This window comes from Streptomyces sp. NPDC048383, from assembly GCF_040651775.1.
GTDB lineage: Bacteria > Actinomycetota > Actinomycetes > Streptomycetales > Streptomycetaceae > Streptomyces.
In genome coordinates, this window is sequence record NZ_JBEZKS010000005.1 from 83,723 (window position 1) to 106,299 (window position 22,577).

The 22,577-nt window shown below is 71.6% G+C and carries 24 protein-coding genes and 1 pseudogene; 7 read left to right on the plus strand and 18 right to left on the minus strand.

From position 1 onward, the window contains the following. The first annotated feature begins 240 nt into the window (after window positions 1-240). Complete coding sequence (locus tag AB0D46_RS06035) at window positions 241-906, plus strand: response regulator transcription factor (protein WP_362876155.1); 666 nt, start codon at window positions 241-243, stop codon at window positions 904-906. Window positions 907-1,036: 130 nt separating this feature from the next. Here AB0D46_RS06035 and AB0D46_RS06040 read toward each other — a convergent pair whose 3' ends face one another. The 6 genes and pseudogenes from AB0D46_RS06040 to AB0D46_RS06065 form a co-directional block, all read right to left on the minus strand. After that, window positions 1,037-1,915 carry a SigB/SigF/SigG family RNA polymerase sigma factor gene (locus AB0D46_RS06040; RefSeq protein ID WP_362876057.1) on the minus strand — a complete coding sequence of 293 codons (879 nt, stop codon included), beginning with the start codon at window positions 1,913-1,915 and terminating at the stop codon, window positions 1,037-1,039. Between the two features lie 307 nt (window positions 1,916-2,222). Further along, on the minus strand, window positions 2,223-2,861 hold the full coding sequence (locus AB0D46_RS06045) for an ATP-binding protein (protein ID WP_362876058.1): 639 nt from the start codon (window positions 2,859-2,861) through the stop codon (window positions 2,223-2,225). Window positions 2,862-2,942: 81 nt separating this feature from the next. Further along, on the minus strand, window positions 2,943-3,650 hold the full coding sequence (locus tag AB0D46_RS06050) for a hypothetical protein (RefSeq protein ID WP_362876059.1): 708 nt from the start codon (window positions 3,648-3,650) through the stop codon (window positions 2,943-2,945). A 462-nt stretch (window positions 3,651-4,112) separates the two neighbouring features. Further along, the gene (locus AB0D46_RS06055) at window positions 4,113-5,702 is read right to left on the minus strand and encodes an NAD(P)/FAD-dependent oxidoreductase (RefSeq protein ID WP_362876060.1); all 1,590 of its coding nucleotides are present in this window, start codon (window positions 5,700-5,702) and stop codon (window positions 4,113-4,115) included. Continuing rightward, window positions 5,695-6,147, minus strand: a complete 453-nt coding sequence (locus tag AB0D46_RS06060) for an SRPBCC family protein (protein ID WP_362876061.1) — start codon at window positions 6,145-6,147, stop codon at window positions 5,695-5,697. Before AB0D46_RS06060 ends, AB0D46_RS06055 begins: the two co-directional genes overlap by 8 nt. A gap of 406 nt (window positions 6,148-6,553) precedes the next feature. After that, window positions 6,554-6,670 (minus strand): annotated as a pseudogene (locus tag AB0D46_RS06065) (IS5/IS1182 family transposase); the annotation flags it as partial. Between the two features lie 169 nt (window positions 6,671-6,839). Between AB0D46_RS06065 and AB0D46_RS06070 the strand changes: the two are divergent. Together AB0D46_RS06070 and AB0D46_RS06075 are read left to right on the plus strand one after the other, a co-directional pair. Next, on the plus strand, window positions 6,840-6,986 hold the full coding sequence (locus tag AB0D46_RS06070) for a hypothetical protein (RefSeq protein ID WP_362876062.1): 147 nt from the start codon (window positions 6,840-6,842) through the stop codon (window positions 6,984-6,986). A 322-nt stretch (window positions 6,987-7,308) separates the two neighbouring features. Next, a complete protein-coding gene (locus AB0D46_RS06075; protein WP_362876063.1) occupies window positions 7,309-8,796 on the plus strand; it encodes a UDP-N-acetylmuramoyl-L-alanyl-D-glutamate--2,6-diaminopimelate ligase in 1,488 nt (495 codons plus the stop codon). A gap of 204 nt (window positions 8,797-9,000) precedes the next feature. Here the strand turns inward: AB0D46_RS06075 and AB0D46_RS06080 are convergent, their stop codons facing one another. The 4 genes from AB0D46_RS06080 to AB0D46_RS06095 are packed head-to-tail and all read right to left on the minus strand — an operon-like array spanning window position 9,001 to window position 11,672. Beyond that, window positions 9,001-9,861 (minus strand): ABC transporter permease, encoded by an 861-nt coding sequence (locus AB0D46_RS06080; RefSeq protein WP_362876064.1) that lies wholly within the window; start codon window positions 9,859-9,861, stop codon window positions 9,001-9,003. Window positions 9,862-9,871: 10 nt separating this feature from the next. After that, the gene (locus AB0D46_RS06085; RefSeq protein ID WP_362876065.1) at window positions 9,872-10,828 is read right to left on the minus strand and encodes an ABC transporter ATP-binding protein; all 957 of its coding nucleotides are present in this window, start codon (window positions 10,826-10,828) and stop codon (window positions 9,872-9,874) included. Continuing rightward, on the minus strand, window positions 10,825-11,169 hold the full coding sequence (locus AB0D46_RS06090; protein ID WP_362876066.1) for a transcriptional regulator: 345 nt from the start codon (window positions 11,167-11,169) through the stop codon (window positions 10,825-10,827). The genes AB0D46_RS06085 and AB0D46_RS06090 overlap by 4 nt, the downstream gene beginning before the upstream one ends. Further along, on the minus strand, window positions 11,166-11,672 hold the full coding sequence (locus AB0D46_RS06095; RefSeq protein WP_362876067.1) for a hypothetical protein: 507 nt from the start codon (window positions 11,670-11,672) through the stop codon (window positions 11,166-11,168). Before AB0D46_RS06095 ends, AB0D46_RS06090 begins: the two co-directional genes overlap by 4 nt. A 499-nt stretch (window positions 11,673-12,171) precedes the next feature. Here AB0D46_RS06095 and AB0D46_RS06100 point away from each other — a divergent pair, with 499 nt between their 5' ends. Beyond that, window positions 12,172-12,468, plus strand: coding sequence for a hypothetical protein (locus tag AB0D46_RS06100; protein ID WP_362876068.1), 297 nt, complete (start codon window positions 12,172-12,174; stop codon window positions 12,466-12,468). 142 nt (window positions 12,469-12,610) lie between these two features. Here AB0D46_RS06100 and AB0D46_RS06105 read toward each other — a convergent pair whose 3' ends face one another. The 3 genes from AB0D46_RS06105 to AB0D46_RS06115 all read right to left on the minus strand — a co-directional run bounded on the left by AB0D46_RS06105 (window position 12,611) and on the right by AB0D46_RS06115 (window position 14,949). Further along, window positions 12,611-13,207 (minus strand): hypothetical protein, encoded by a 597-nt coding sequence (locus tag AB0D46_RS06105; RefSeq protein ID WP_362876069.1) that lies wholly within the window; start codon window positions 13,205-13,207, stop codon window positions 12,611-12,613. 231 nt (window positions 13,208-13,438) lie between these two features. Continuing rightward, complete coding sequence (locus tag AB0D46_RS06110; RefSeq protein ID WP_362876070.1) at window positions 13,439-13,663, minus strand: hypothetical protein; 225 nt, start codon at window positions 13,661-13,663, stop codon at window positions 13,439-13,441. Window positions 13,664-14,109: 446 nt separating this feature from the next. After that, window positions 14,110-14,949, minus strand: coding sequence for an NAD(P)H-binding protein (locus tag AB0D46_RS06115; protein ID WP_362876071.1), 840 nt, complete (start codon window positions 14,947-14,949; stop codon window positions 14,110-14,112). Window positions 14,950-15,041: 92 nt separating this feature from the next. On the opposite strand from AB0D46_RS06115, the gene AB0D46_RS06120 reads away from it, so the two are divergent. Both AB0D46_RS06120 and AB0D46_RS06125 read left to right on the plus strand, forming a co-directional pair. Continuing rightward, window positions 15,042-15,425, plus strand: coding sequence for a helix-turn-helix domain-containing protein (locus tag AB0D46_RS06120; protein WP_362876072.1), 384 nt, complete (start codon window positions 15,042-15,044; stop codon window positions 15,423-15,425). Between the two features lie 888 nt (window positions 15,426-16,313). After that, a complete protein-coding gene (locus AB0D46_RS06125; protein WP_362876073.1) occupies window positions 16,314-17,141 on the plus strand; it encodes a PRC and DUF2382 domain-containing protein in 828 nt (275 codons plus the stop codon). A gap of 87 nt (window positions 17,142-17,228) precedes the next feature. Here the strand turns inward: AB0D46_RS06125 and AB0D46_RS06130 are convergent, their stop codons facing one another. From AB0D46_RS06130 to AB0D46_RS06145, 4 genes are all read right to left on the minus strand, one after another. Further along, window positions 17,229-19,589 carry a phosphoketolase family protein gene (locus tag AB0D46_RS06130; protein WP_362876074.1) on the minus strand — a complete coding sequence of 787 codons (2,361 nt, stop codon included), beginning with the start codon at window positions 19,587-19,589 and terminating at the stop codon, window positions 17,229-17,231. Window positions 19,590-19,646: 57 nt separating this feature from the next. Then, a complete protein-coding gene (locus tag AB0D46_RS06135) occupies window positions 19,647-19,805 on the minus strand; it encodes a hypothetical protein (protein ID WP_362876161.1) in 159 nt (52 codons plus the stop codon). Window positions 19,806-19,918: 113 nt separating this feature from the next. Beyond that, on the minus strand, window positions 19,919-20,482 hold the full coding sequence (locus AB0D46_RS06140; protein WP_362876075.1) for a dihydrofolate reductase family protein: 564 nt from the start codon (window positions 20,480-20,482) through the stop codon (window positions 19,919-19,921). A gap of 222 nt (window positions 20,483-20,704) precedes the next feature. Beyond that, on the minus strand, window positions 20,705-21,022 hold the full coding sequence (locus AB0D46_RS06145) for an STAS domain-containing protein (RefSeq protein WP_362876076.1): 318 nt from the start codon (window positions 21,020-21,022) through the stop codon (window positions 20,705-20,707). Window positions 21,023-21,519: 497 nt separating this feature from the next. Here AB0D46_RS06145 and AB0D46_RS06150 point away from each other — a divergent pair, with 497 nt between their 5' ends. Continuing rightward, window positions 21,520-21,747 (plus strand): hypothetical protein, encoded by a 228-nt coding sequence (locus tag AB0D46_RS06150; RefSeq protein WP_362876077.1) that lies wholly within the window; start codon window positions 21,520-21,522, stop codon window positions 21,745-21,747. A 219-nt stretch (window positions 21,748-21,966) separates the two neighbouring features. On the opposite strand, the gene AB0D46_RS06155 is transcribed toward AB0D46_RS06150, so the two are convergent. After that, window positions 21,967-22,539, minus strand: coding sequence for a snapalysin family zinc-dependent metalloprotease (locus AB0D46_RS06155; RefSeq protein WP_362876078.1), 573 nt, complete (start codon window positions 22,537-22,539; stop codon window positions 21,967-21,969). Window positions 22,540-22,577 lie beyond the last annotated feature (38 nt).

The following is a 22,577-nucleotide window of genomic DNA, read 5'->3' on the forward strand; positions in this document are numbered from 1 at the left end:
ACGGAAGCCGCGAGTTCGCCGGCGCCGCCGCCCCCGTCCGGTGGCCTCCCAGCCGTCCGGCGCCGCGTTCTTCCGTACCCAGGCGACGCTAGAAGGCCGCGACACCGCGGCCCATCCGTCATGGGGCACCAGCACCTTGACTTTCGTCAGGGGTGTGATCAGCCCCTGGGTGTATCCGCGCGGCTCGGCGCCGAGAAGGTCACGGCACGACCGTAGGCTCGCGACGTGGAAGAGACGATGATGAACGACCGGCCGGTCCGCGTCCTGGTGGTCGACGACGAGGCGATGGTCAGGGCCGGAGTACGGGCCATCCTGGCCCGCGATCCGCACATCGAGGTCGTCGCCGAGGCGGGCGACGGGTACGAGGCGATGGACCTCACCCGTCGGCACCGTCCGGACGTGGTCCTGTTGGACATCCAGATGCCCGCACTCGACGGATTGACGGCGCTCACCCACCTTCAGAGGGAACTGCCCGGAGTCGGCGTGATCATGCTGACGACGTTCGGTCAGGACGAGTACGTCACCCGCGCCCTGGAAGAGGGGGCGGACGGCTTCCTGCTCAAGGCCGATGACCCGCGAGAACTCCTCAACGGGGTACGGGCCGTAGGAGCGGGCGGGGCTTACCTGTCACCGCGGGTCGCCGGCCGGGTCATCGCCGGGATGCGCGCCCACCGCGCGGCACATCCGCACCGGTCGCTGGAACGGCTGACCGAACGAGAACGGCAGGTATTGGCCGCACTGGGTGCGGGCCTGTCCAACGCGGAGATCGCCGGCCGGCTCCATCTCGTCGAGGGAACGGTGAAGGCGCACGTCAGCGCGGTCCTTGCGAAACTGGGCGTACGCAACCGAGTGGAAGCCGCCATCTGCGCGTATGAGGCCGGCCTGCTCCCGCCACTCCCCCGCTGACCCTCGGGGCCGAACGCGGCCGGCTCCGCGCCGGGGATGGGAACGTCGTCGTATGGCTACCCGGCGAAGAGCCGGAACTCACCGTGGGACCGGTCCTGTGCACCTACTCCGGCCCCGTTCGGCACGTCCGCTAGTCGGCGAGCATGCCTTCGCGGAGGCGGGTGAGGGTGCGGGTGAGGAGTCGGGAGATCTGCATCTGGGAGATGCCCAGGCGCTCACCGATCTGCGCCTGAGTCATTTCCTGCCCGAAGCGCATCTGCAGGATGAGCCGCTCACGGCCTTCGAGCTGATTCAGCAGCGGGGCGAGCGTGCGGAAGTCCTCGAAGAGCTCGATCGCGGGGTCCTCGGTGCCCAGGATTTCGGCCAGCGGCCGGGCTGCCGTATCCGAGGACTCGTCCGTGTCCTGTTCGAGGGGCTGGCTGGAGTGGCCGTTGGCGGCCACGAGGCCCTCCACGGCTTCTTCTTCGGTGATGTCCAGGTGCTCAGCCAGTTCCCGGACGGTCGGCGCGCGGTCGAGGACCGCGTGGAGTTCTTCCTTGCCGCGCGCCAGCGCGATGCGCAGCTCCTGCAGGCGGCGCGGGACGCGCACCGCCCAGGTGGTGTCGCGGAAGTGCCGCTTGATCTCCCCGGTGATGTAGGGAAGGGCCAGGGTCGTGAACTCGTTGCCGAGGGTGGGGTCGAAGCGGTCGATGGCCTTGATGAGGCCGATGGTGCCGACCTGGATGATGTCCTCGATGTCCGTACCGTCGGTGCGGTTGCGGAACCGGCGGGCCGCGAACTGGACCAGGGACAGGTTCATCTCGATCAGCGTGTTGCGGACGTACTGACGCTCGTGGGTGCCCTCGTCCAGGGTGCGCAGCCGCTCGAAGAAGGCCTTCGAAAGGGCGCGGGCGTCTTCCGGCGCGACCTCGCGGGGTTCGGCGATCCGGGGCAGTTGCGTGGGGAGTTGCGGGGTCTCCGTCACCGCCTCGGTCGTGGTGTCCGCTGCGTGCGTGGTGAGGGTGTCCATCTCATCTCCCCAAGTACTCGGCTCCGACGCCCGGGGAGGCACCCCGGCCTGGCGCTGCTGTGTGCTGACCCCCAGATCATGCGTCAGACAGCCACACCCGTCAAGCAATACGCGAAACAGGTTTCGCGAGTTCAGTTGCTGTGCAGGAGTGAAGCGTTCCCTCCGAGAGTCCGGGCAGGTCGGTAGGGGCAGGTCGGTCGCCCGTCACGGGGCGGACGGCGGTCTCGTGTCGTGGAACCGGGCGGTGTGACCCGCCGTCGGCAGCCCTCAGGACGGTGCTGAGAGGTGCGCTCCGGCGTGACTCTGCTCAGTGAAGGTTCAGGTCCACGGTGATCCGCTTACCGTTGCCGGAGGGGGTGATGGTGAGGTGATCGGCCAGGCTCTGAACCAGGGGCCAGCCGTAGCCGCCTATGCGGATGACGGCCGTGGGGCCGGTCCGGGAGAGCGGGGCTCGGGGATTGCGGTCGGCCACCGAGAGGCGCAGCACGCCACCGTGCACGTCTGCGCGGAAGTCGGTCAGGCCGTCGCCGTGGCGTACGGCGTTGGTGACGAGCTCGGAGGTCACCATCAGGGCGTCCGTCACCGCGCGGGTATCGCGGGAGAATCCGGATCGCCGCAGCAGGTCCTGGACCTGGCGGCGGGCGTCGGCCACCGTGGTGGGAAGCGGGGGGTGTTCAGCCGTGGCGATCGTTCCCGAGTGGGGGCTGTGTCCACCCCGCTCGTCGCTCCCTCGTGACCGTTCCATGTCTCGGCGTCTGCCCGGTATCCGCTGGACCACGCCGATGCTCGCATACCGGTCCCCCGCCCCCGCGGTCGAAGTGACCGCGGGGGACAAGGGCCGGCCGAGCGCGGGACTTTCGCCGGCGGACCCTTCCTCTTCGGCATTTCGAAGTGCCGCTCGGACGACGCACCGGGAGCGCGCCTCCTGGTCGAGGTCCTGAGGCATTTTCGTCGGCTGCGATGGACAGCCGGCCTCGGCAGGCGGGTCATCCGCTGTCCGAGCGGATCGGCGTCCGCGGGCCGCGCCCTATGCGGCGTCGTCCGTCACGTAGGGCGCGAAACCGTCGTTGTTCTTGCAGCCGAGTTCCTCGTAGGTGTTGACCTTCGTCTGTGGATCCGTGTGGGTCAGCCGGAACTTGCAGGCCCCCTTGATGAAACGGCCCATGACCCCGCCGGGGAAGTCGACCTCCTTGTTCCACAGGTAGGGCGAGTTGTAGTTGTTCAGGCGGGCGGTGGCGTTGACGTCGATGCCGCCGGGCGCGTGGATCTCGTAGACCCAGCCGGTCTTCGCGCTGCCGTACGTGGCGAACTTCTGCGCCACCCACTTCTCACAACTGGTGCTGAGGTGTGCGCTGTTCTGGCCGCCACCCTTGACGATGTACTCGGCGAGCGGGGTGACTTGCTCGCCCCGGGGCGTGAAACCGGTCCGGAAGATCTCGTCCACGGTCTCGCGGGTGTCGCCGCGCCACAGGGCGTTGACGTCCGAGCGCCACTGCCACCGCTCGAACGCCGCTGCGCCGGCGACGGGGCCTGCCAGCGAGGGGTTGGTCGTCGTGCGCCACCAGTCCCAGGCCCGGTACTCGACCGCGGGCCCGCAGGGCGCGGTCAGCGGGTCGTCGCGGACGGCCGCCGAGGTGGCGGGGGACACGGCCGCCGTGGCGGGAGAGACGGCGGCGGCGAAGCCGAGGGAGGCGAGGGAGACGGCGGCGAGCACCCGCAGAGCGGCCTGGAACATGGTGAGGGCCCATCAGTCGATCAATGTGACGGGCCCCTTTATAGGTGCGGGTGCCGAGGCCCGCCCGGCACCGTCCGGCGGGTCCACCCGCATGGGCGGATCAGTAGTACTGGGGAAAGGATCCGCCGCCCCACCTCGAACCCGCCGCCACAAGGCTCACGCACCCTGCTTCGGGAGCGGACGTTGGAACAAGGCCGCCTGGGACCATCCGTCGGCACCGCCGAAAGCGCCGCCTGTCCGGAAGTTGTCGCCGACATACGACGCACTACCGACCCCGACCGAGCGGCTCATCACGGCCGCTGTCCGTAGCCCGCCGTCAACTGTGCGCAACGTTCGCCCGCGCATGCTCCCGCGGCGTCTTGACTCCGCAACACCACCGACCACCGCCCCGGCTCTCCGGGGCGGTGGTCGGTCCCGCTGGACGCGACGGCGGGGACGGGTGCCGCGCGTCGCGGTAGGTCGTCAGACCCGTTGGGCGCGGTGGAAGAGGGGGTGCAGGGCGCGCCGCCGCAGGGCTGCCCGTGCGGCGTTCGCCCCGGGTGCCCCGTGGACGCCTCCGCCGGGGTGGGCGGCCGCCGAAGCCAGGTACAGGTGGGCGATGGGGGTTTCGGGGCGGCCGGTGCCCGGGGTGGGGCGGAAGATCGCCTGCTGGTGCAGGGCGGTGGTGCCGTTGTTGATGGAACCGTTGTGGAGGTTCTCGTTCATGGCCTGGAGAGTCGTGGGAGCCAGGATCCGGCGGGCGCCGATCAGGGCGCGGAAGCCCGGGGCGTACCGCTCCACCTGCGCTTCCACGCGGTCGGCCATGGCTTCCTGCTCGCGGGTGTCCCAGCGGCCGGTGATGCCGTCGGCGCCGGCGTCTCCGATGACACGTTGGGGCAGGTGCGTGTAGGCCCAGGCGGACTCCGTGCCGGCGGGCGAGCGATCGGGATCGGCCGTGGTCATCTGTCCGAAGAGGACGAACGGCTCGTCGGGTACGTAACCGGTGGCGATCCGGGAGGCGAAGCGGGTGAGGCCGTCCACGCCGTCGGCGAGATGGACGGTTCCCGCCCCCACCGCCCCGGGCGCCGACCACGGCACCGGCCCGGTCAGGGCCCAGTCGACCTTGAAGGTCGCGAAGTCCCACTGGAAGCGTTCCAGGTCCCTCATCAGGCGTGCAGGGAGGTGCTCCTCACCCACCAGGTCCCGGTAGAGGGCGGGCGCGGAGGTGTCCGCCAGCACGGCACGGCCCGCCGGCACGTCCTCGCCGCCCTCGGTCCTGACCCCGACCGCGCGGCCGCTCCGTACGACGACGGACGCGACCCGCTCCCCGCACCGAAGGACGCCCCCACCGCGACGGAATCGGTCGACCAGGGCCGTGGTCAGGGCGCCTGCCCCGCCCACGGGGACCGGAAAGCCGTGGCTCTGCCCGAGCATCGACATCAGCCAACCGAAGCCGCCGCTGCCGGCCGCCTCGGGGGCCAGGTCGGCGTGCAGCGCGTTGCCCGCCAGGAGCAGGCGGCCGCCCTCGCCGACGAACGTCTCCTCGCCCAGCCGTCGTACGGGCAGGGCCACCATGCGGGCGAACCGCAGCCCGCCCGCGGCACGCAGCTTCCCCGCCAACCGCAGTCCGTCGCGGACCGGCGGGAACGGTGTGAAAAGAGCCTGCACGAGGTCGGGACCCAGCCGCGCCCACGTCCGGTACAGGGCCTCCCAGGCATCGCCGTCCGCGTCCGCGAACTCTGCCAGCCCCGCGCACGTGTCCTGCACGCGTCGCTCCAGGACCGCGCACCTGCCGTCGAGCAGCGGGTGGGCGAGGACACTCGGGGCGTGAGTCCAGCGCAGGCCCTCGCGGGCCAGATCGAGGCCGGCGAGGACCGGAGAAGCCGCCGCGAGCGGATAGAACGCGCTGAAGACGTCCGAGACGAAATCCGGGTCGACCCCCCGATCACTGCGCACGGCGCCGCCGGGTTCGTCCTGTGCTTCCAGGACCTCCACGCTCCACCCGGCATCGACCAGCAGATTCGCGGCGACGAGCCCATTGGGACCGGCCCCGATGACCACCGCGTCAGGCATGGAGCACCTCGTGCGGCCGCTGTTCCACGATCCTGGCCAGGCGGGCCAGCATGCCGCGATGCCTCAATTGGAGAGCGGCCTCGCTGATCGGGTTGTGGAGGGTTCCACCGAGGCCCCGCAACGGGTGCTCGTCGCAGACGACCAGCGTCTCCTCGCCCCAGGGCCTGAGCTGGAGGAAGATCCTCGCCGTACCCAGGGACTTGAACGCCGCCTCCAGCTCGAGTTCCTTGCCGGTCTCCCGATGTCGGACCGTGGTGGTGCCTTCGGTGGCCCACGGCCCCAGTTTGATCGTGTAGCGCAGCCGGGAACCGGGTTCGGGCCAGGCGCTGTCGAGCGGGGTGGAGTCACACGGCCCCACTACCCAGTCCCCGTAACGGTTCGGGTCGGCGAGTACGGCCCACACGGCGCGCGGGGGGCGCCGGATGAGCTGATGGCGTACGGCCACGATGACCTCCTGACGGCAGAGCGGAACGGGGAACCAAACCTGCCGCGCCGCTGCGACCGGGACGGGAGTGCTCCCTGAGGCAGGGGTGATGGCATGGTCATGGGGCGCGTACCCCGCTCCCGCCGAATCACGCGGCCCGCGGAGGGACGGCCGGACATCGACGCGAGCCACCGGCCGCGCAAGCTCCGACATCGACGCGCGGAGTGGCGGGCATTGATCGGCGGGCCACGCCGGAGCGCCGCCGGACCCTCACTGGCGCCTACGCCCGGGGGACCCGATGCTGCTTGCCACCCGCCTCCGACGGGTTCGGCCACGTGTGTGACGTCCCTCGACGTCGTCCACATCCGTCGACATCGGACGCGATCCGGTGAACGGCGACGTAACAGGGGCAGCAGTGGCGGGCGCTTCCGCGTTTGCGCAAGGGGGCGCGGATCCTGCGGAACCAGTAGCCCTTGTCGCCGACCACCCGGTGGGGCCGGGTGCGTGGTCGGCCGGCTCCGCACTGTGTGATGCGCATGCTGGCCCTGCCCGTGGCGGGGGCCGGCTCCCCTACAGCGGGCCTCGGGGGCCGGGGCGGGCAGGTGACCCGTATCGGCGGGCGGCATGGCCGACTCCGGGCGCGGCGCGCGCGATGCCTTCCGGGGTGATCACGGGCGGCGTGGGGCGTGGCGCGGGGGCCGTACACTCGGCTCATGAGTTCCGGCGGGGTGGTGACGACGAGCCCGCGGGCTGCCACGGCGCCGTACCCGGCCGCCATCCCCGGCCGTCAAGGTCTGGATTCCGCCTGCCGCGCCGAAGCGCCGCAGTCCGTCCTCCGCGCGCTGCACGGCCACGGCTAGCTGGCTTTCCCTTCGTACCACAGGGCCGTTCAGGCCCCGCCCGCTCTGCCGGTCGATCAAGGTCGCGACCGCGCGGACCGGTGAGCAGCTCGACCTCGGGCTGCTCTACCTCAGGCTGTTCGACCTCAGGCTGCCCGGATCCGGGTGCTTGTTCCTCCCCTCCATCGCACCGCAGGACCCCGTCCAACGGCCGAACCCGCCCCGTCGCAGCCGGCTCGCCGAGGACCGTTCCACGTCACCACCGCAGCTTCCGGCATGCCGCCGGTCCTGCCGTCCGGCGACGGTCGCACGACAGGGCCGCGCCGTTTTCGAAGGAATCACTGTGAAGCTCAGCGACTTGCTGGCCGGGCACGACCACGAGGTACTCAGGGGTGACGCCGAGGTGCTGGTCACCGCGGGAACGGCCTTCGACGCACACCGGGTGACCTCGGGCTCACTGTTCTTCGCCGTACCCGGTCATCGGGCGGGCGGCCCGGAGTCCGTGGGAGCCGCCGTCGCGCGCGGTGCGGTGGCGGTACTCGTCGAAAGCGACCTTCCGGGCCTTCCCGCATCGGTACGGGCGTCCGATTCCGGAGTCTGTCTGGTCCGGGTGGCGGACACCCGGAAGGCAGCCTCGCTCGCTTCCTCGCGCTACCACGGAGAACCGGGACGACGGATGGACGTGGTCGCGGTCACCGGAACCAACGGGAAGACCTCGGTGTCGTACATGGTCGAGTCGGCGTTGCGGATCGCCGAGGGGGCGAAGACCGGGGTCATCGGGACGGGTGGCAGCCGGATCGGTGACGAGTTGATCCCGATGCCGCCGTCGGTGCTCACCACGCCGGAGGCACCCGACCTGCAGTACCTGCTCGGCTACATGCGCGACCGCGACGTCGCCGGCGTGGTGCTGGAGGCAACCTCGATGGCCCTTCTGACCCACCGGCTGGACCACGCCTTCGTCGATGTCGGGGTCTTCACCAACCTGACGCAGGACCACCTGGACGACCACGGAACGATGGCGAACTACCGGGACGCCAAGCTGCGTCTGTTCCAGGGCCTGTGCCGGCACGCGGTGGTCAACGCCGACGACCCCGTCGGGGCCGGGATCCAGCGGTTGATGCCCGAGGCGGTCACCACGTACGCCCTCGACGCTGTCGAGGCGGACTACCGGGCGACCGACATCGACATGGACGCCTCGGGCATGCGGTTCACCCTGCACCACGACGGCCACGCATACCCGGCGTCGATCCCCGTGCCCGGCCGGTACGCGGTGGCCAACGCGCTCGCCACGGTGGCGGCCTGCCACACCTTGGGACACGAGTTGGCCGGGCTCATCGCCGCGCTCGCCCGGATGCCTCCGATCCCGGGCCGGTTCGAACGCTTCGAGACCCCGGGCAGGACCTCGGTGATCGTGGACTACGCCCACTCCCCCGACTCCCTGCGCAACGTCCTGACCACGATCCAGGGTTACGCCACCGGCCGGGTCATCACCGTCTTCGGCTGCGGCGGAGACCGCGACACCACCAAACGCGCGGAGATGGGCGAGATCGCCGGAGCCCACTCCGACCTGTGCGTCCTCACCTCGGACAACCCCCGCACCGAAGACCCCGAAGCGATCCTCGACCAGATCGCCCCCGGGCTCACCTCGACCGGCACACCGTTCCACCGGTTCACCGACCGCCGGCTCGCGATCGCCTTCGCCCTCTCCGCGGCGGGTCCGGACGACACCGTCCTGATCGCCGGGAAGGGCAGCGAACCCCACCAGATCATCGGCGAGGAACTCATCCCCTTCAGTGACATGGCAACGGTCCGCGAACTCGCCGGCAGCTGAAAGAGCGCTCCGAACCGAGCCCGCCACCACCCCGACCTCGGATGACGCCCGATCCCCCGCTGCTGTCCGTCGCGTCCCAGGGCAGGGGTGCGGCCGGATGGACCTTCGGCCGCTCCCACACGAGGTTCGGCCGCTCCAGCGCGAGGGCCCGGTCACCGAGGTAGAGATCCCGGGGGCGGCGTGGCCCGGTGGTCGCGAGGCCGTCTACGCCGCCGGCGCGCCGTTCCGTACCGCCTTGCGGTGGCGGGCGGTCAGCCGCGAGCCGGACTCGCGGCGGGCGGCGCGGCGCAGGAGCGGTACCGCGAGGAGGAACCCGAGGACCGCCCAAGCCGTGAGGACCAGGGCGACCGTGGGCAGTTCCCAGGAACCGGCCGGCTCGGCGGTCCGTGCCGAGTCCGGGAGCAGTGCCGAACGCAGGCCCTGCGCCATCCACTTGAGCGGAAACACCGAGGCCACCTGTTGGACCGGCACGGGCAGTGCCGTGATGGGGAACACCGTCCCCGAGGTGAGCAGCAGCCCCATCGTCGGCAGCATGATCAGTGCCAGGGCCTCGCGGGGGTTGGGCAGGACGGCGCCGATGGCCGCGCCGAGGGGTACGACGGCGAGCAACCCGAGGGCGGTGACCCACAGCAAGGTCAGCCAGTCACCCGGCCCGCGCGGTAGTGGTCCGTCCGCCAGCAGGGCGCCGGCGACCAGGAGCAGCGCCAGGGTGCCGACCGCCAGGACGACCACCAGCAGGCATTTGGCGACGAGGTAGGCGGGTATCCCGCCGGGAGTGGCGCGCAGCCGCAGTAGGGTGCCCTCTTCCCGTTCGGTCACGAGGATCTGCGGGAGGTTGATCAGCCCGACCTGGAACAGCAGGTAGGCGGCGAAACCCGCCAGCACCAGATGAGACATCGGGGTTCGGGTGCCTGGCACGTCGTCGCTGAGGTAGGCGGCGACGAGCACCGCGACGACCACGTTGGTCAGCTGGCCGGACATCTCCTTGCCGTTGCGCAGGAAGTGCCGCAGCTCGATTCCGCCGCGTTGGAGTCCGGCACGCCAGCTGTTCGCCCGGTTCGTCATCGGTGTCCCCTCATGCGGTTGGTGTTTCCGCGTCCGTGTCCGCATCCGCATCCGTGTCCGTAATGGTGTCCGTAATCGTGTCCGTGTTCGTGCCGCCGGCCTCCCGGTGCACCATGTGCAGGTAGGTGTCCTCCAGCGTCGGGCGGCGGACCTGCAGGTCGGCGATCGGGCCGTCCGCGTGTCGGTGGAGTTCCCAGACCAGCCGTGAGGGTTCCGCCGTGCGTTCGCGGCGGGGCGTCCCGTCGTCGGCCGTCCAGCGGACCTCGGCCTGGGCGGCGGCGCGCCGGGCCAGTTCCGCAGGTGTGCCGCAAGCCCGGATCCGGCCGCCGACCAGCACGGTGATCCGGTCGGCGAGCCGCTCGGCCTCCGCCAGGTCGTGGGTGGTGAGCAGGACGGTGACGCCCTCGTCGCGGGCCAGTTGTTCGACCAGGACGTGGAACTCGTGCCGCGCCTGAGGGTCGAAGCCGGTGGTCGGCTCGTCGAGGAAGAGGAGTTCGGGGCGCCCGACGATGCCGAGCGCGACATCGAGGCGCCGGCGCTGCCCGCCCGACAGGCGGTCCACCCGTTGGCTGGCCTGGTCGGTGAGGCCGACCAGGGCCAGCAGTTCGGCCGGGTCGCGTGGGTCGGGGTAGTAGGTCGCGAAGTGGGTCAGCAGCTCGGCGACCCGCCAACGGCGGTGGTCGCGCCAGGACTGCAGGACCAGGCCGATCCGGGCCCGCCACGCGTCGCCGCCCCGCTCGGGGTCGGTGCCGAGGACGCTCACCTCCCCGCCGGAGCGCTGCCGGAAGCCTTCCAGGATCTCGACGGTGGTGGTCTTCCCCGCGCCGTTGGGTCCGAGCAGCGCGAAGACCTCGCCGCGGTGAACGTCCAGATCGATGCCGCGCAGGACGTCGACATCGCCGTACGCCATGGTCAGATCGCGTACCTGGATCACCGGCTGGACGTCGGTGCGCCCGTACGCCGTCATCGGCCGGTCTGCGCGTGGGGCTGCTGTCGGGCGGCCTCCATCGCGGGTCCGGCGCCGTCGACGATGGCTCGGAGTGCCGCCACGTGCCCCTTGAAGGCGGTGCGGCCGCGGTCCGTCAGGCGTACCTTCGTACGGCGGTTGCGGCCGCCGCCCTCCTTGTGGGTCTCCAGGTACCCGGCCCCCTCCAAGGTGTGCAGTTGCTTGGACAGCGCGGAGTCGCTGAGCGAGAGGCTGTCGCGGATGAAGGCGAAGTCCGCCCACTCGGTGGCGGCGAGCAGCGCGACCACCGAAAGGCGGGTGGCGGGGTGGATCAGCTCATCGAAGCCGGTGGGGGTGCTCATCGGCCCGCCTCCTGGTCGGCGGTCGGTTTGCCGCCGCTCCGCACCGCGTCGACCGCCCAGCGGTTGACAGGACCGAGGGACAGCAGGTAGACGGCCACCGCGACCGTGGCCTGGATGGGGCCGGCGTAGATCGGCTCCAGAGGTTCGGTCAGGAGGTCCACCAGCACGATCGTCCCGCCGACCAGCACCGCCGTCACACCGAACGCCGCCCACGTGCGCCCGGGGTAGCGCGTGTGGTGCAGTTGCATCCGGTTCCTCCGGCTGCTCATCACGATCAGAACGCTCAACAGGCCGACGTAGGCGGCCATGAACAGTCCGACGCCCCACCCGGGCAGGTCCAAGCCGACGCCGGCCAGGAACACCCACATGAGCGCGGCCGTGCCGTAGGCCATGCCGCGCCCGCCGGACGCGGAGCGCTCGAACTCGTCGTACACCCGCTCCTGCGGCACCCGGATGCGCTGGAGGTCTTTCCATGCCTGTTCGGCATCCACTGGCGTGCCCATGATCACTACTCTCCCGATCTCGATTGCTTTCCCACCAGGAAAGTTACCTTCGACTTTCCTGGCAGGCAAGTCGAAAGTGTGCCGGAGCGGGGAGGCGGGACCGGCAACGGTCTCCTCGATCCATGGCCGATGGCCCGTTCCGGCGATCTCCAACCTCGGATCGCACGCCTTTCCCCGGGGCCCTGAGGGGCCCAATCCCCTGCAGGGCACGGGAGAGGCTCGCCGCTGCTACCAGCAGGCGAGTCCCGGGAACTCCGTGTCGACCTCTTCGACGATCTGGGCGGTGACGGCCCCTGCCCGGGGGCAACGCCCCGCCCGCTTCGCGGTTCGGAGGAGCCACCCGGCGGGCTCCGCCAGGGCCGGCGATGGGCGGCTCTTGGGTCCGGTTGAGGGGGCTTCAGGGGCGGAACAGGGGTCGGGACGTGTGGCCCGTGGGTTGCTGGGCGGGAAACATGAGTGGCGGCTTCTGCCAAATTGTCCACCACATAAAGGAGTTGTCATGCGATACCGCATTTCGGCCGCCCTCGCTCTGGGGGCCGCCCTCGCCCTCGCACCCGTGGCGACTGCCTCCGCCGCCACCCCGACCACCGTCACCGCCGACCAGTGCTTCAAGAACGGCGGCTTCTTCGGCGGCTACAACAGTGACGCCAAGGCGTTCTGCACGCGCGGCGTGTACGACGGCATCCCGTTCGACAAGGACCCGAACCAGGGCTGGTGTCCCGATGGCCAGCACATCGTCTTCCGATACCTGCAGGGCCTCTTCTGCGTACCCAACGTGCCGACCGTCAAGGGCTGACCCCGGCCGCTCGGAGTTCGCGTGAGCTGACAGCCCCGCAGCGAACCGGCCGCTGCGGGGCCTGTGAGCGCCTGCGCCCCCCGACACCCGCGTCGACGTCGAGGTGTACGTGTCCGCCCCGCGCGACCACCGGTCGATTCAGTCAGTGACCGCCGCTCGGTGCGATGCAGCCGCCTTCCCCGTAGGCGCCGTGGGCCTTGATCCCGTCGGGATCGGTGGGTGTTCCGGTGACGCAGGGGCCGGCGCCGGGGATGAAGAGCGTGAAGGCGAGCGCGCCGCCGGTGCGGTAGACGTGCGCGTCGTGCCTGTCCGAGCGGTAGCCGAGTCCCTTGAGCACGGACTCAAGCTCCGCTTCGGCGGTGGGCGTGGTGGCGCCGGGCCGGGTGAACGCCTGACGGATGCGCAGGGCGTGGGCGTCGCCCCGGCAGCGCATCGCCGGGGTGAGTCGGGTCGTCTGCCGGTAGGCGTGGTTCTCGGCGTACTTGGCGGCCTCGGGATCCGTGGGCAGGGCGGAAGGCTCGGTCGGCGCGGGCTCCGACGCGGCCGTCGCGGGGCAGCCTGCCGCTATCCCCGGGAAGTCCTTGTCATGGGCTGCCACGGGGTCCGTGGGGATCGGAGCGGCGACGGGCGCGCTCTCGGAGACCGCGCCGGCACCGGCTTGCGTGGTGCCGCATGCGGCCATGGCCGACAAGCAGAGGACGAGGGCAGCGGCGGCGGCGAGCCGGGGCGAGCGTGTCACGGTGGTCTCCCATTCCCTTCCCCACCGGGCGGGGCAGGACCATCGGTCATTTTTTCACACGACCTGCGCGGGGCTGAAGGTGCCCGGGGCAGGCGGTGGCCGCCTCTGCTCAAGGACGGTGTGAGCCTCTTCGGGTTGTGCGAACTCTCGCCCGTGGCAGGCGTCTCGGTGCGGGTGGTGATCCCGCGGGGCCGCCGGAGCGCGCGGCGCCGAGGTCCCCTCCGGGCACCGTCAGACGGGTTCGGTGGCGAAGAGTGCGAGGTGGCCGCAGCGGGAGCAGCGGTACGCCTCGATCCTGCGGCGGGGCCGGCCCAGCCGCTTGGCGCCCCCGAACAGACCACGCTCCAACGTCCCGGCGATCCAGCGTGCGTAGCCGCGCGAGCCCTCCCCCGCGTCCTCGACGAAACCCGGTTCGAGTCCGACGGCGCCGCAGTACGTGCATTTCATCCCGTCCACGGGACGAGTGTACGAAGCGAGTGAGGGGGTTCGGTCTCCCAGGGCTTCTCGCTTCTCCTTCCTCCTTCGTGGGGGCGGGCCCGATCAGAGCTCGTACGTCGTCGGCGCCGGTCGCGGAGCCGGTCCGCGAGCGTGTGTCCTCGCTCGCGGACCGCCTCGCGGGGTCGGGGGTGTGCGAGCAGATCCGTGCGACGCGGCCGGCGGTCCGCGCGCCGGTGGCTGTGCCGGATCCGCCCGCCCCCGGTCTCTCCGAGCCGCACGGCCACGGCGTCGGACTGCGGTGCGGGCCCGCCAGGGGTCAGCGCACCCAGTAAGGCCGCTTCCGGCAGTCCACGTGCGCGGCCCGGCTCCTGTCACCGCTCCGGCCGGGAGACCCCGCGCGCGGTGCCGCTGTCCTTGGATGCGGCGTCCTGGAGGCGGTGCCGTCGACTCGGCTGAGTCGCGGCTCAGCGAAACGCGGCGATGCTGCGGGCGACCCAGTTGTCGAAGGGGCGCGGGCCGCGGCCGAGGACTCGTTGCACGTCCGGGCTGATCCGCAGTTCGGCGGGGTTCGGGGCGGCAAGGATGTCGAGGGTGTCGTCTGCGAGCTCCGGCGGAACGAACCGGGTCATCGCGTCCTTGGCCTCCTCGCGGGTGAGTTCGTGGAACCGCAGCGGCCCGCCGAGCGCGGCGGCGATGACTGCCGCTTGCCGGCGCGGCGTGATCACCTCGGGACCGGTCAGCGTGAAGATCTGGCCGGTGTGCCGGTCGTCCAGCAGGCAGGCCGCCGCGACCTCGGCGATGTCCGCCGGGTCCACGACCGGAACCCCGACATCGCCGAAGGGCGCGGCGACCGTGCCTCGGGTACGGACGGACTCAGCCCAGGCCAAGGCGTTGGAGGCGAAGCCGCCCGGCCGCAGGACGGTCCAGTCCATGCCGGACCCGCGCAAGGCGTCCTCCACCGCGCGCATCGCGATCCGCGACGGGCCGAGCGGCCTGGTGGCCACGCCCTGCGAGGACAGCAGGACGACCCGGCGGACCCCGCCGGCCTCGGCCAGATCGATGATCTCGGTCGGCCTGGCTTCGGGGGCGTGCAGGTCGCCGGACAGCAGGAGGAACAGCGCCGTCGCCCCCTCCAACACTGCGGCGAGACCCTGCGATTCGGACAGGTCGGCCCGCACGTGCCGGACCCCGTTCGCCACCGCCGCCTCGTGTCGCGACACCGCCATCACCTGCTCGCCCGCCTGGACCAGGGCCTGCGTCAAAGGCCGGCCCACGTTCCCGGTAGCTCCGGTCACCACCATCATGTTCTGCTCCTGGTCAGTTGTGCGCTGTGACAACCGACGCTAGGAGGCCGACTTACTTTCCGTAAGGACATACCCGGAGGTAAGCTCCGGACATGAAGGAAGGCGCGCAGCTGACGCAGGCCGAGGCGGGCCGGCCGTATGAGGTGTTTCACACCGACTGCCCCGCCCGGGACGTGGTCGACCATGTGACCAGCAGGTGGGGGATCTGGGTTCTGATCTCCCTGCGGCACAACAACCTGCGTTTCTTCGAGCTGCGCGACAGCATTCAGGGCATCAGCGAGAAGATGCTCGCTCAGACGCTGCGCGCACTGGTCCAGGACGGTCTGCTCTGGCGCGAGGTCGAACCGACGACACCACCCCAAGTCACCTACGGGGTGACCGAGTTCGGCCAGGACATCGCCGAGCCCCTGACGGACTTGTTCGACCGGGTCACGCGGCGGCTGCCGGCCGGCGGACGTTCGCCGCAGAGCGACTGAGCACGGCAGGCCGGCGAAGCGACTGCGCGGAACCGATCGACACGGTTGCCGGCTCCCGTCATCCCGGGCACCCAACTCCGCTTCGAGGAGCGGGTGATGGGTGTGCTGTACATCGCATCGGGTAGCCGCGCCGCATGACCCCTTCCAGGAATCCCGCCGCTCCGTGGAACGACAGCACCCTCGGCCTCTTGATGTACGGGTTCGCGTAGCTGCGCGGCCGGATGCGCCGGGAGTCCGCAAGGGTGGTCAGAACTCAGGGTGGTGCTCTTCGACCTGATCGCCGATGTCCTCGCTCGGGCGGTGTGCGACTGGGCGGGGCTCCCCCTGAGCGACTCGGCGGCCTCGGAGCCGGCACGCGACTGCACGGCCATGGTGGACGGGTTCGCCGTTCCCGGGCCCCGCCATGTGCGCGCCCGCCGCGCCCGTGCCCGTGCCCGACAGGAGAAGGCCTTGGCCGACCTGATCGCACGGGTGCGCGGGACCCAGCCGGAGGCCGTCACCAAACGTTCGGCCCTGGAGACGGTGGCCTGGTACCGCGACCCGGAGGGGCGGCTCCTGGACCCGCGCACCGCCACGGCCGAGTTGCTGGACCTCGTACGGCCCACCATCGCCGTCGCCTGGTTCGCCACGTTCGCCGCGCACGCGCTGCACCGGTGGCGCCGATACCCGTTCACGCGTTCACCCGTTCGGATCAGAGCGGTCACTACACGTCATACCTGCGACACACCGTGTGTCGCAGGTCCGGCAGCGCCTCCTCCCGCGTTCCGGTGTCGCCGAGCGGTTGCGGGCGGGCGCCCCGGGGTGCGGGCTGGGGAGGGGCACGAGGTGAGCGCGGGACATCGAGGTCGCTGCGCGCCACGTGCCGTACCGCACTGGAGGAATGCACCGATGAGCGCTGGAAACGGATTCCTGAGCACCGAGCAGCTGATCAACCTCACGGCCTACGACACGGACGGTGAGAAGATCGGCAGCATCGGCCAGGTGTACCGCGACGACGCGACCGGCCGACCCGAGTGGGTCACCGTCAAGACCGGCTGGTTCGGCATGAAGGAGTCGTTCGTCCCGCTGGCCGGCGCCCGCAGCGACGGCGAGGCCCTGCACGTCCCGCACGCCAAGGAGCTCGTCAAGGACGCTCCGCGCGTCGACGCCGACCAGCACCTGGACGTCGATGAGGAGCGCAGGCTGTACCAGCACTACGGCCTGCCCGGCTCCCACGACAACGGCAAGGGCAAGGGCAACGGCAACGGCAAGGCCCGCCGCACCGCCGTGGACGCCCCCGGGACCGCCACGGGAACGTACGTAGACGAGCCGCGCGAGGGCCGCGGCGGCGACGAGGTGGTCCGCTCCGAGGAGCGGCTGCGCGTGGGTACGACGAACGAAGAGGTCGGGCGCGCCCGGCTGAAGAAGGTCGTCGTCACCGAGAACGTCACCACCACCGTCCCCGTCAGCCACGAGGAGGTCCGCGTCGTGCGCGAGCCCATCCGCAAGGGCGAGCGGGTCAGGGGCGGCATCGGTGAGGCGGAGAAGGAAGTGACCCTGCACGCCGAACGCGCGGTGACGCGCAAGGAGACCGTGCCGGTCGAGCGCGTACGGCTGGAGACCGAGAGGGTGACGGAGCAGCAGGAGGTCTCCGAGACCGTCCGCAAGGAGCAGGTCCGTTACGACGAGGACAAGAACGGCCGCCGTGGCGAGGGCAGGAACGGCCCGCGCCGCTGATCCGGCGCGGCCACGGCCGCCTGCGTGAGGGAGGGCCCGGACTCGACGAGTCCGGGCCCTTCCCGCACGCCCGGTGGGCCGGAACCGTCAGACGGGCCACCGCCATCCGGTGATCTCGGCCGGGTCGACGCCGGTGCGCCGCAGCTCCGCGCGCAGCCGGTCGCGGGTCCGCCGGTAGTGCTCGGCGAGGTCCCGGGACCGGCCGGAGCGGCTCTCCGTGTACGCCAGTGCGGCGGCGGCCAGGTCGTGGCGCGAGGTCCCGTTGAGGGTGAGCAGGTCGTACGGGGTGGTCGTGGTGCCCTCCTCGACGTACCCGCGGACGTGGAACCGCTCGGGGTGCGGGCGGCCGTGGAGCAGTTGGTGCACGGCCGAGGGGTATCCGTGGAAGTCGAAGACGACGGGGACGTCCTCGCCGAACAGGGCGCGGAAGCGGTCCTCCGCCATCCCGTGGGGGTGGCGCTCCGGCGGCGCGAGGGCGCACAGGTCCACCACGTTCACGCAGCGGATCCTGGCGTCGGGCAGGTCGCGGCGCAGCAGGTCGACGGCGGCCAGCGTCTCGACGGTGGGGATGCCTCCGGCGCAGGCGAGGACGACCTCGGGTTCCTCGCCGCCGTGGGTGCTCGCCCACTCCCACACGGAGGCGCCCGCGCGGCAGTGGGCGCGGGCCGCGTCGAGGTCGAGCCACTGGGCGGCGTCGTGCTTGCCCGCGACGACGGCGTTGACCTTGCCGGTCTCGTCCAGCAGGTCCGCCATGGTGACCAGCAGGGTGTTGGCGTCGGGTGGCAGGTAGACGCCCGTGACGGTGTTCTTCCGGTTGAGCAGGTTGTTGATGAACCCGGGGCCCTGGTGGCTGTAGCCGTTGTGTTCCTGACGCCATCCCTCGCTGGTGAGGAGGTAGGTGAGGCTGCTCACCGAGGTGCGCCAGGGGACGTCGCGGGAGGCCTTCAGCCATTTCGCGTACTGGTTGACCATGCTGTCCACGACCGCGGCGAAGGCCTCGTAGGTGGGGAAGAGGCCGTGGCGGCCGGTGAGCAGGTAGCCCTGGAGCCAGCCCTGGCAGTTGTGCTCGGACAGCATCTCCATCACCCGGCCGTCGCGGGTCAGGTCCTCGGAGTAGCCCTCTGCCGGCCAGACGTAGGCACGGCCGCTGACCTGCAGGACCGCGTCGAGCTTGTTGGAGGCCAGTTCGTCGGGCGAGACGATGCGGAAGTCCCGGTTCTCGGCGCTGGTGCGCATCAGTTCGGCCAGCCATTCGCCGAGGGCGCGGGTGGGGCTCGCGTCGGCCGTTCCGGGCCCCCGGGGCAGGTCGACGGCGTGGGGCTCCAGCGGGGGGAGGTCGAGCGGCCGGCGCAGGTGTCCCCCGTTGGCGGCGGGCTGGGCGCCGATGCGGGCGGCGCCCTCCGGTACGGCGGCGAGGACGTCGGGCAGCGGGCGTCCCTCACGGTCGAACAGGTCCTGCGGCCGGTAGGAACGCAACCAGCCTTCGAGGGCCCGCAGTTGCTCGGGATCCTCGTGGACGCCGGGCAGCGGTACCTGGTGGGCGTGGAAGGTGCCCTCGATCGGCTTGTCCTGGACCTCGGCGGGCGCGCCCTGGCCCTTGAGGCTGCGCAGCACGATCATGGGCCAGGCCGGGCGGACCGGCTCGTCCCCCGTGCGGGCACGCTGCTGGAGTCGGCGGATGGCGGCGTGGGCGTCGAGGACCGCGGCCCCGAGGGGGTCTGCCGGCGGATCGTCGGTGGCGTCCACGATCCGCGGGTCCCATCCGTATCCGCGGAAGAGGGCGGTCAGTTCCTCGTCCGACATCGTCGCGAAGACGGTGGGCGAGGAGATCTTGAAGCCGTTGAGGTGGAGGACGGGGAGTACCGCTCCCCCGCTCACCGGGTCCAGGTACTTGGTGGAGTGCCAGGCTCCGGCGGTCGGTCCGGTCTCCGCCTCGCCGTCACCGACGATGCAGGCCACGATGCGGTCGGGGGCGTCCAGTGCGGCGCCGAACGCGGTCGCGAGGGCGTAGCCCAGCTCGCCGCCCTCGTGGAGGGTGCCCGGCACGGCCGGGGAGAGGTGGCTGGGGAAGCCGTCGGGGGCGCAGTAGCGGCGTGCGAGGGTGCGCAGGCCGGCCTCGGTCCTGGCCAGTTCCGGGTCGTGGTCCTCGTGGGTCCCTTCGAGCCAGAGGTTGGCGTGCAGGGCGGGCGCTCCGTGCCCGGGTCCGGTGACGAGCAGGACGTCGGCGCCGCGCTCGCGGACCAGGGTGTTGAGCGCGGTGTAGACCATGGTGATGCCGGGGCAGGTGCCCCAGTGGCCCAGCAGACGCGGCTTGATGTGCTCGGGCCGCAGCGGCTCCCTCAGCAGGACGTTGTCCTGGAGGTGGATCAGGGCCGCGGCCGCGTAGTCCGCGGCCCGCCGGTAGGTGTGCGGATCCGGCTGTACGGGCGGCTGGGGGGACTCGGTCACGACAGGACTCCGCTCGTCGGGGGGCGCGCGCCCCGCGCCTGCCCCGCCGAGCGCGGATCAGTCCCGGCGCCGCGGGGTGGCAGGAGGGGCGCAGCCGTTGAACCGGTCGGGGTCGGGGCCGGTCCGCTCGCCCCGGTCCAGTGCGGAGATCTCCGCCATGTCGCCCTCGCCGAGGCTGAGCCAGCCGGCGGGCCTGGTCGTTCGCGTACGCCTCACACCTGCGCGCGGTCCATGAATCGGCGGTCGGCGATGAGGGGCGCGGTCCCCGAGTACGTGTCGACAGTACGTGTCGACACCCATGCCGCATCGGGGCTTCGGCCACGGGAGGCTCAGCGCTTGGTCTCGTACCTGGTCAGGAGCAGGCCGTCGGGGAACGTCCGGGTCTCCCTCAAGGTCAGGTTCACCCACGTGTCCAGGGCTGTGAAGAACGGCGTGCCGCCGCCCACCAGGACCGGATGGGTGAGCATCACGTACTCGTCGATCAGCCCGGCCCGCATGGCCGCCGCGGCGAGTGTGGCACCGCCGATGTCCATGGGGCCGCCGTCTTCGGCCTTGAGCCTGGTGATCTCGGTGACCGCGTCGCCGGTGACGAGACGGGTGTTCCAGTCGACCGTGCCGGTCGTGGAGGAGAACACCACTTTCGGCATGTCCCGCCAGCGCCCGGCGTATTCGATCGCCGCCGGTGTGGCACCCGGCTGCTGGTCGGCGGTCGGCCAGTGGGAGCTCATCTCGTCCCACAGCTTGCGCCCGTACAGCGCCAGGCCCGTCGCGGCCACCCGGTCGGACCACCACTGGAACATCTCGTCGCTCGGCACGCTCCAGCCGAGGTCGTCGCCGGGCGCGGCGGTGTATCCGTCCAGGCTCACGTTCATGGCAAAGGTCAGTTTCCGCACGGCGTCAGCCTCCTGTGAGTCGGCATGCGACGTACAGACCAGCACGGCGCGGCAGAATCATCGGTCAGCCACACTGCCACCGGTGTCGGCATCGCGAAGCCCTCCGCGTGGATCCAGCCGTGCTTCAGTCCCCGCACTGGCGCGCCCCGCCCGCCCCGGAGTGGGGACCTGGGCCTTGCCCGGACAGCCTCCGCCGGGACGCGCGCCCTGGGCAGCGCCGGGTCAGGCCGGTGTGCTGTCGTCGCGGATCTCGAACAGGGGCAGGACGCCCGTCATCTCCAGCAGCCGCCGCAACTGGCCGGGCACCGGGCCCGCGAGAACCAGCCGGCGGGTGTGGCGCAGGCGGACGAGCACACCGAGGAACGCCGAATCCGCGAACGTCAGCCCGGCCACGTCCACGACCAGGAGGTCGGCGTCGGCGGCCTGGCGGTCACAGGCGTCCGCCAGCAGGCCGATCGAGTCCAGATCGAACTCTCCCGAGCACACCACCCTGCACACGCCGCCCGTCTCGGACCGCACCGCCACCGTTGGCGCCTCCACCAGCATCTCCCCTCATCAGCACAGCCTGACCCGACCGTACGGGCCCGCCGGCCGAAGCGGTGGATTCCTCCTCGCGGAACACCGGCCGTCCCGTCGGGTCTACACCGTACGGGCGCACCGGCGCGCGGTGCACTCCGCGCCAGGGTGGCACGTCAGGTGCCGGCGCGTCCCTGCTCGCTGACGGGGGTGAACCGAAGGTCGGGCCGGTGCGCGGCGCGGGCGATCGGGGCGGCGGCGGGGAAGCCGAGGTTCGCGGCGGGGTCGGATTCGGCACGGTGGATCCGACGCCCGGCAGAAGAACGCCACCGTACTTCTGCCGGTGGAATTGCCTGGGACCGTACCCGTCCGCCGTGATCGACTGAGCCTGCCGCAGGGGCGCTGCCCCCGCACCGGCGGTCGCCCCTGCCGCCGGCGCACAGCGCCCCTGTCCTGGCCCCCCACGTGGTCCAGGAATGAAGAGCGGGACGTGTCGAGCACAACGAGAGGCAAGAGCCAGCATGAAGCAGAAGTTCCTTTTGGTTGCCGGTGCCACGGCCGTGGCCGGTGCCGTCGTGATCGCGGCCGCGGCCGCGGCCTCCGGTCAGGCGTCCGAGGCGGACCGCGGCCGGCCCCGTTTCGTCCCCGCCCCGCACGCGACGGTGGCCATCGGATACCAGCTGTCCGATTCCGACCTCGTCGCGCCGCTCGGCGAGTGGGGCGTGGGCCGACGGACGCCGCGCGCGTAGTACTCCAGCCTGCTCGGGTGTGGGAGGACGGTGGGGTAGGGCGCGGCAGGACCCGCCCGCCCGCAACGGAGGGGCGGTCGTAGGTGACCGCCGAGCCGCGGCACCCGCGCCCGGAGCCGCTTCCTCATGAAGGCGTGGTGGTGGACCGGCACGGCTGCCCTCCGGGAGTCCCGACCTCCGGTCGGGCCCCCGCACCGGCCCACTCGCCCACCCCGATGGTCAGGGGGCGTCGATGAGTACCCGGCCGTCGGCCGGGACCGCCCCCACGAGCCCGTTCGCGTAGGCGTTCTGCACGCGGGACCGCTCCGTCGAGTTGGGCACGGCGTTCGTGCAGGCCGTCCCGGCGCTGGACCCGGACATCAGCTGGGTGCACGGCCCCGGCTTGGTGTCCGGCAGGCCCAGGCTGTGGCCCAGCTCGTGCGCGGCGATGCGCGTCTTGTCGTAGCCCTGGCTCACGGCCTGCGCACCGAGTTCGACTCGTACCTGTCGCCCCGGACGCACCGGCCCGAGGTTGGCCTGCGGCCAGCCGGTGGTCGCGACGATCACTATCTCGGCCCGGACCCCGGGGGCGGCCTCCACCAGCCGTACGTTGCCGACGCTCGCGTTCCAGGACGCGACCCCGGCTGCGACGGCCGCTTCCCAGCCGACGGCCCGACTGTCGTCGTAACGGAGTGTCACCACTGCCGCGGTGGCGTCCGGAGCGGGTGCGGGTGCCGCGGTCGCGGCGGTTGCCGCGGCGAGGACGAGCGCGGCGGCGGAGGTGCCTGCTTTCAGCCAGATGCCCAGAGACATGGTTGTCTTCCTTCACGCGTGGGGGGACCCGACCCCTC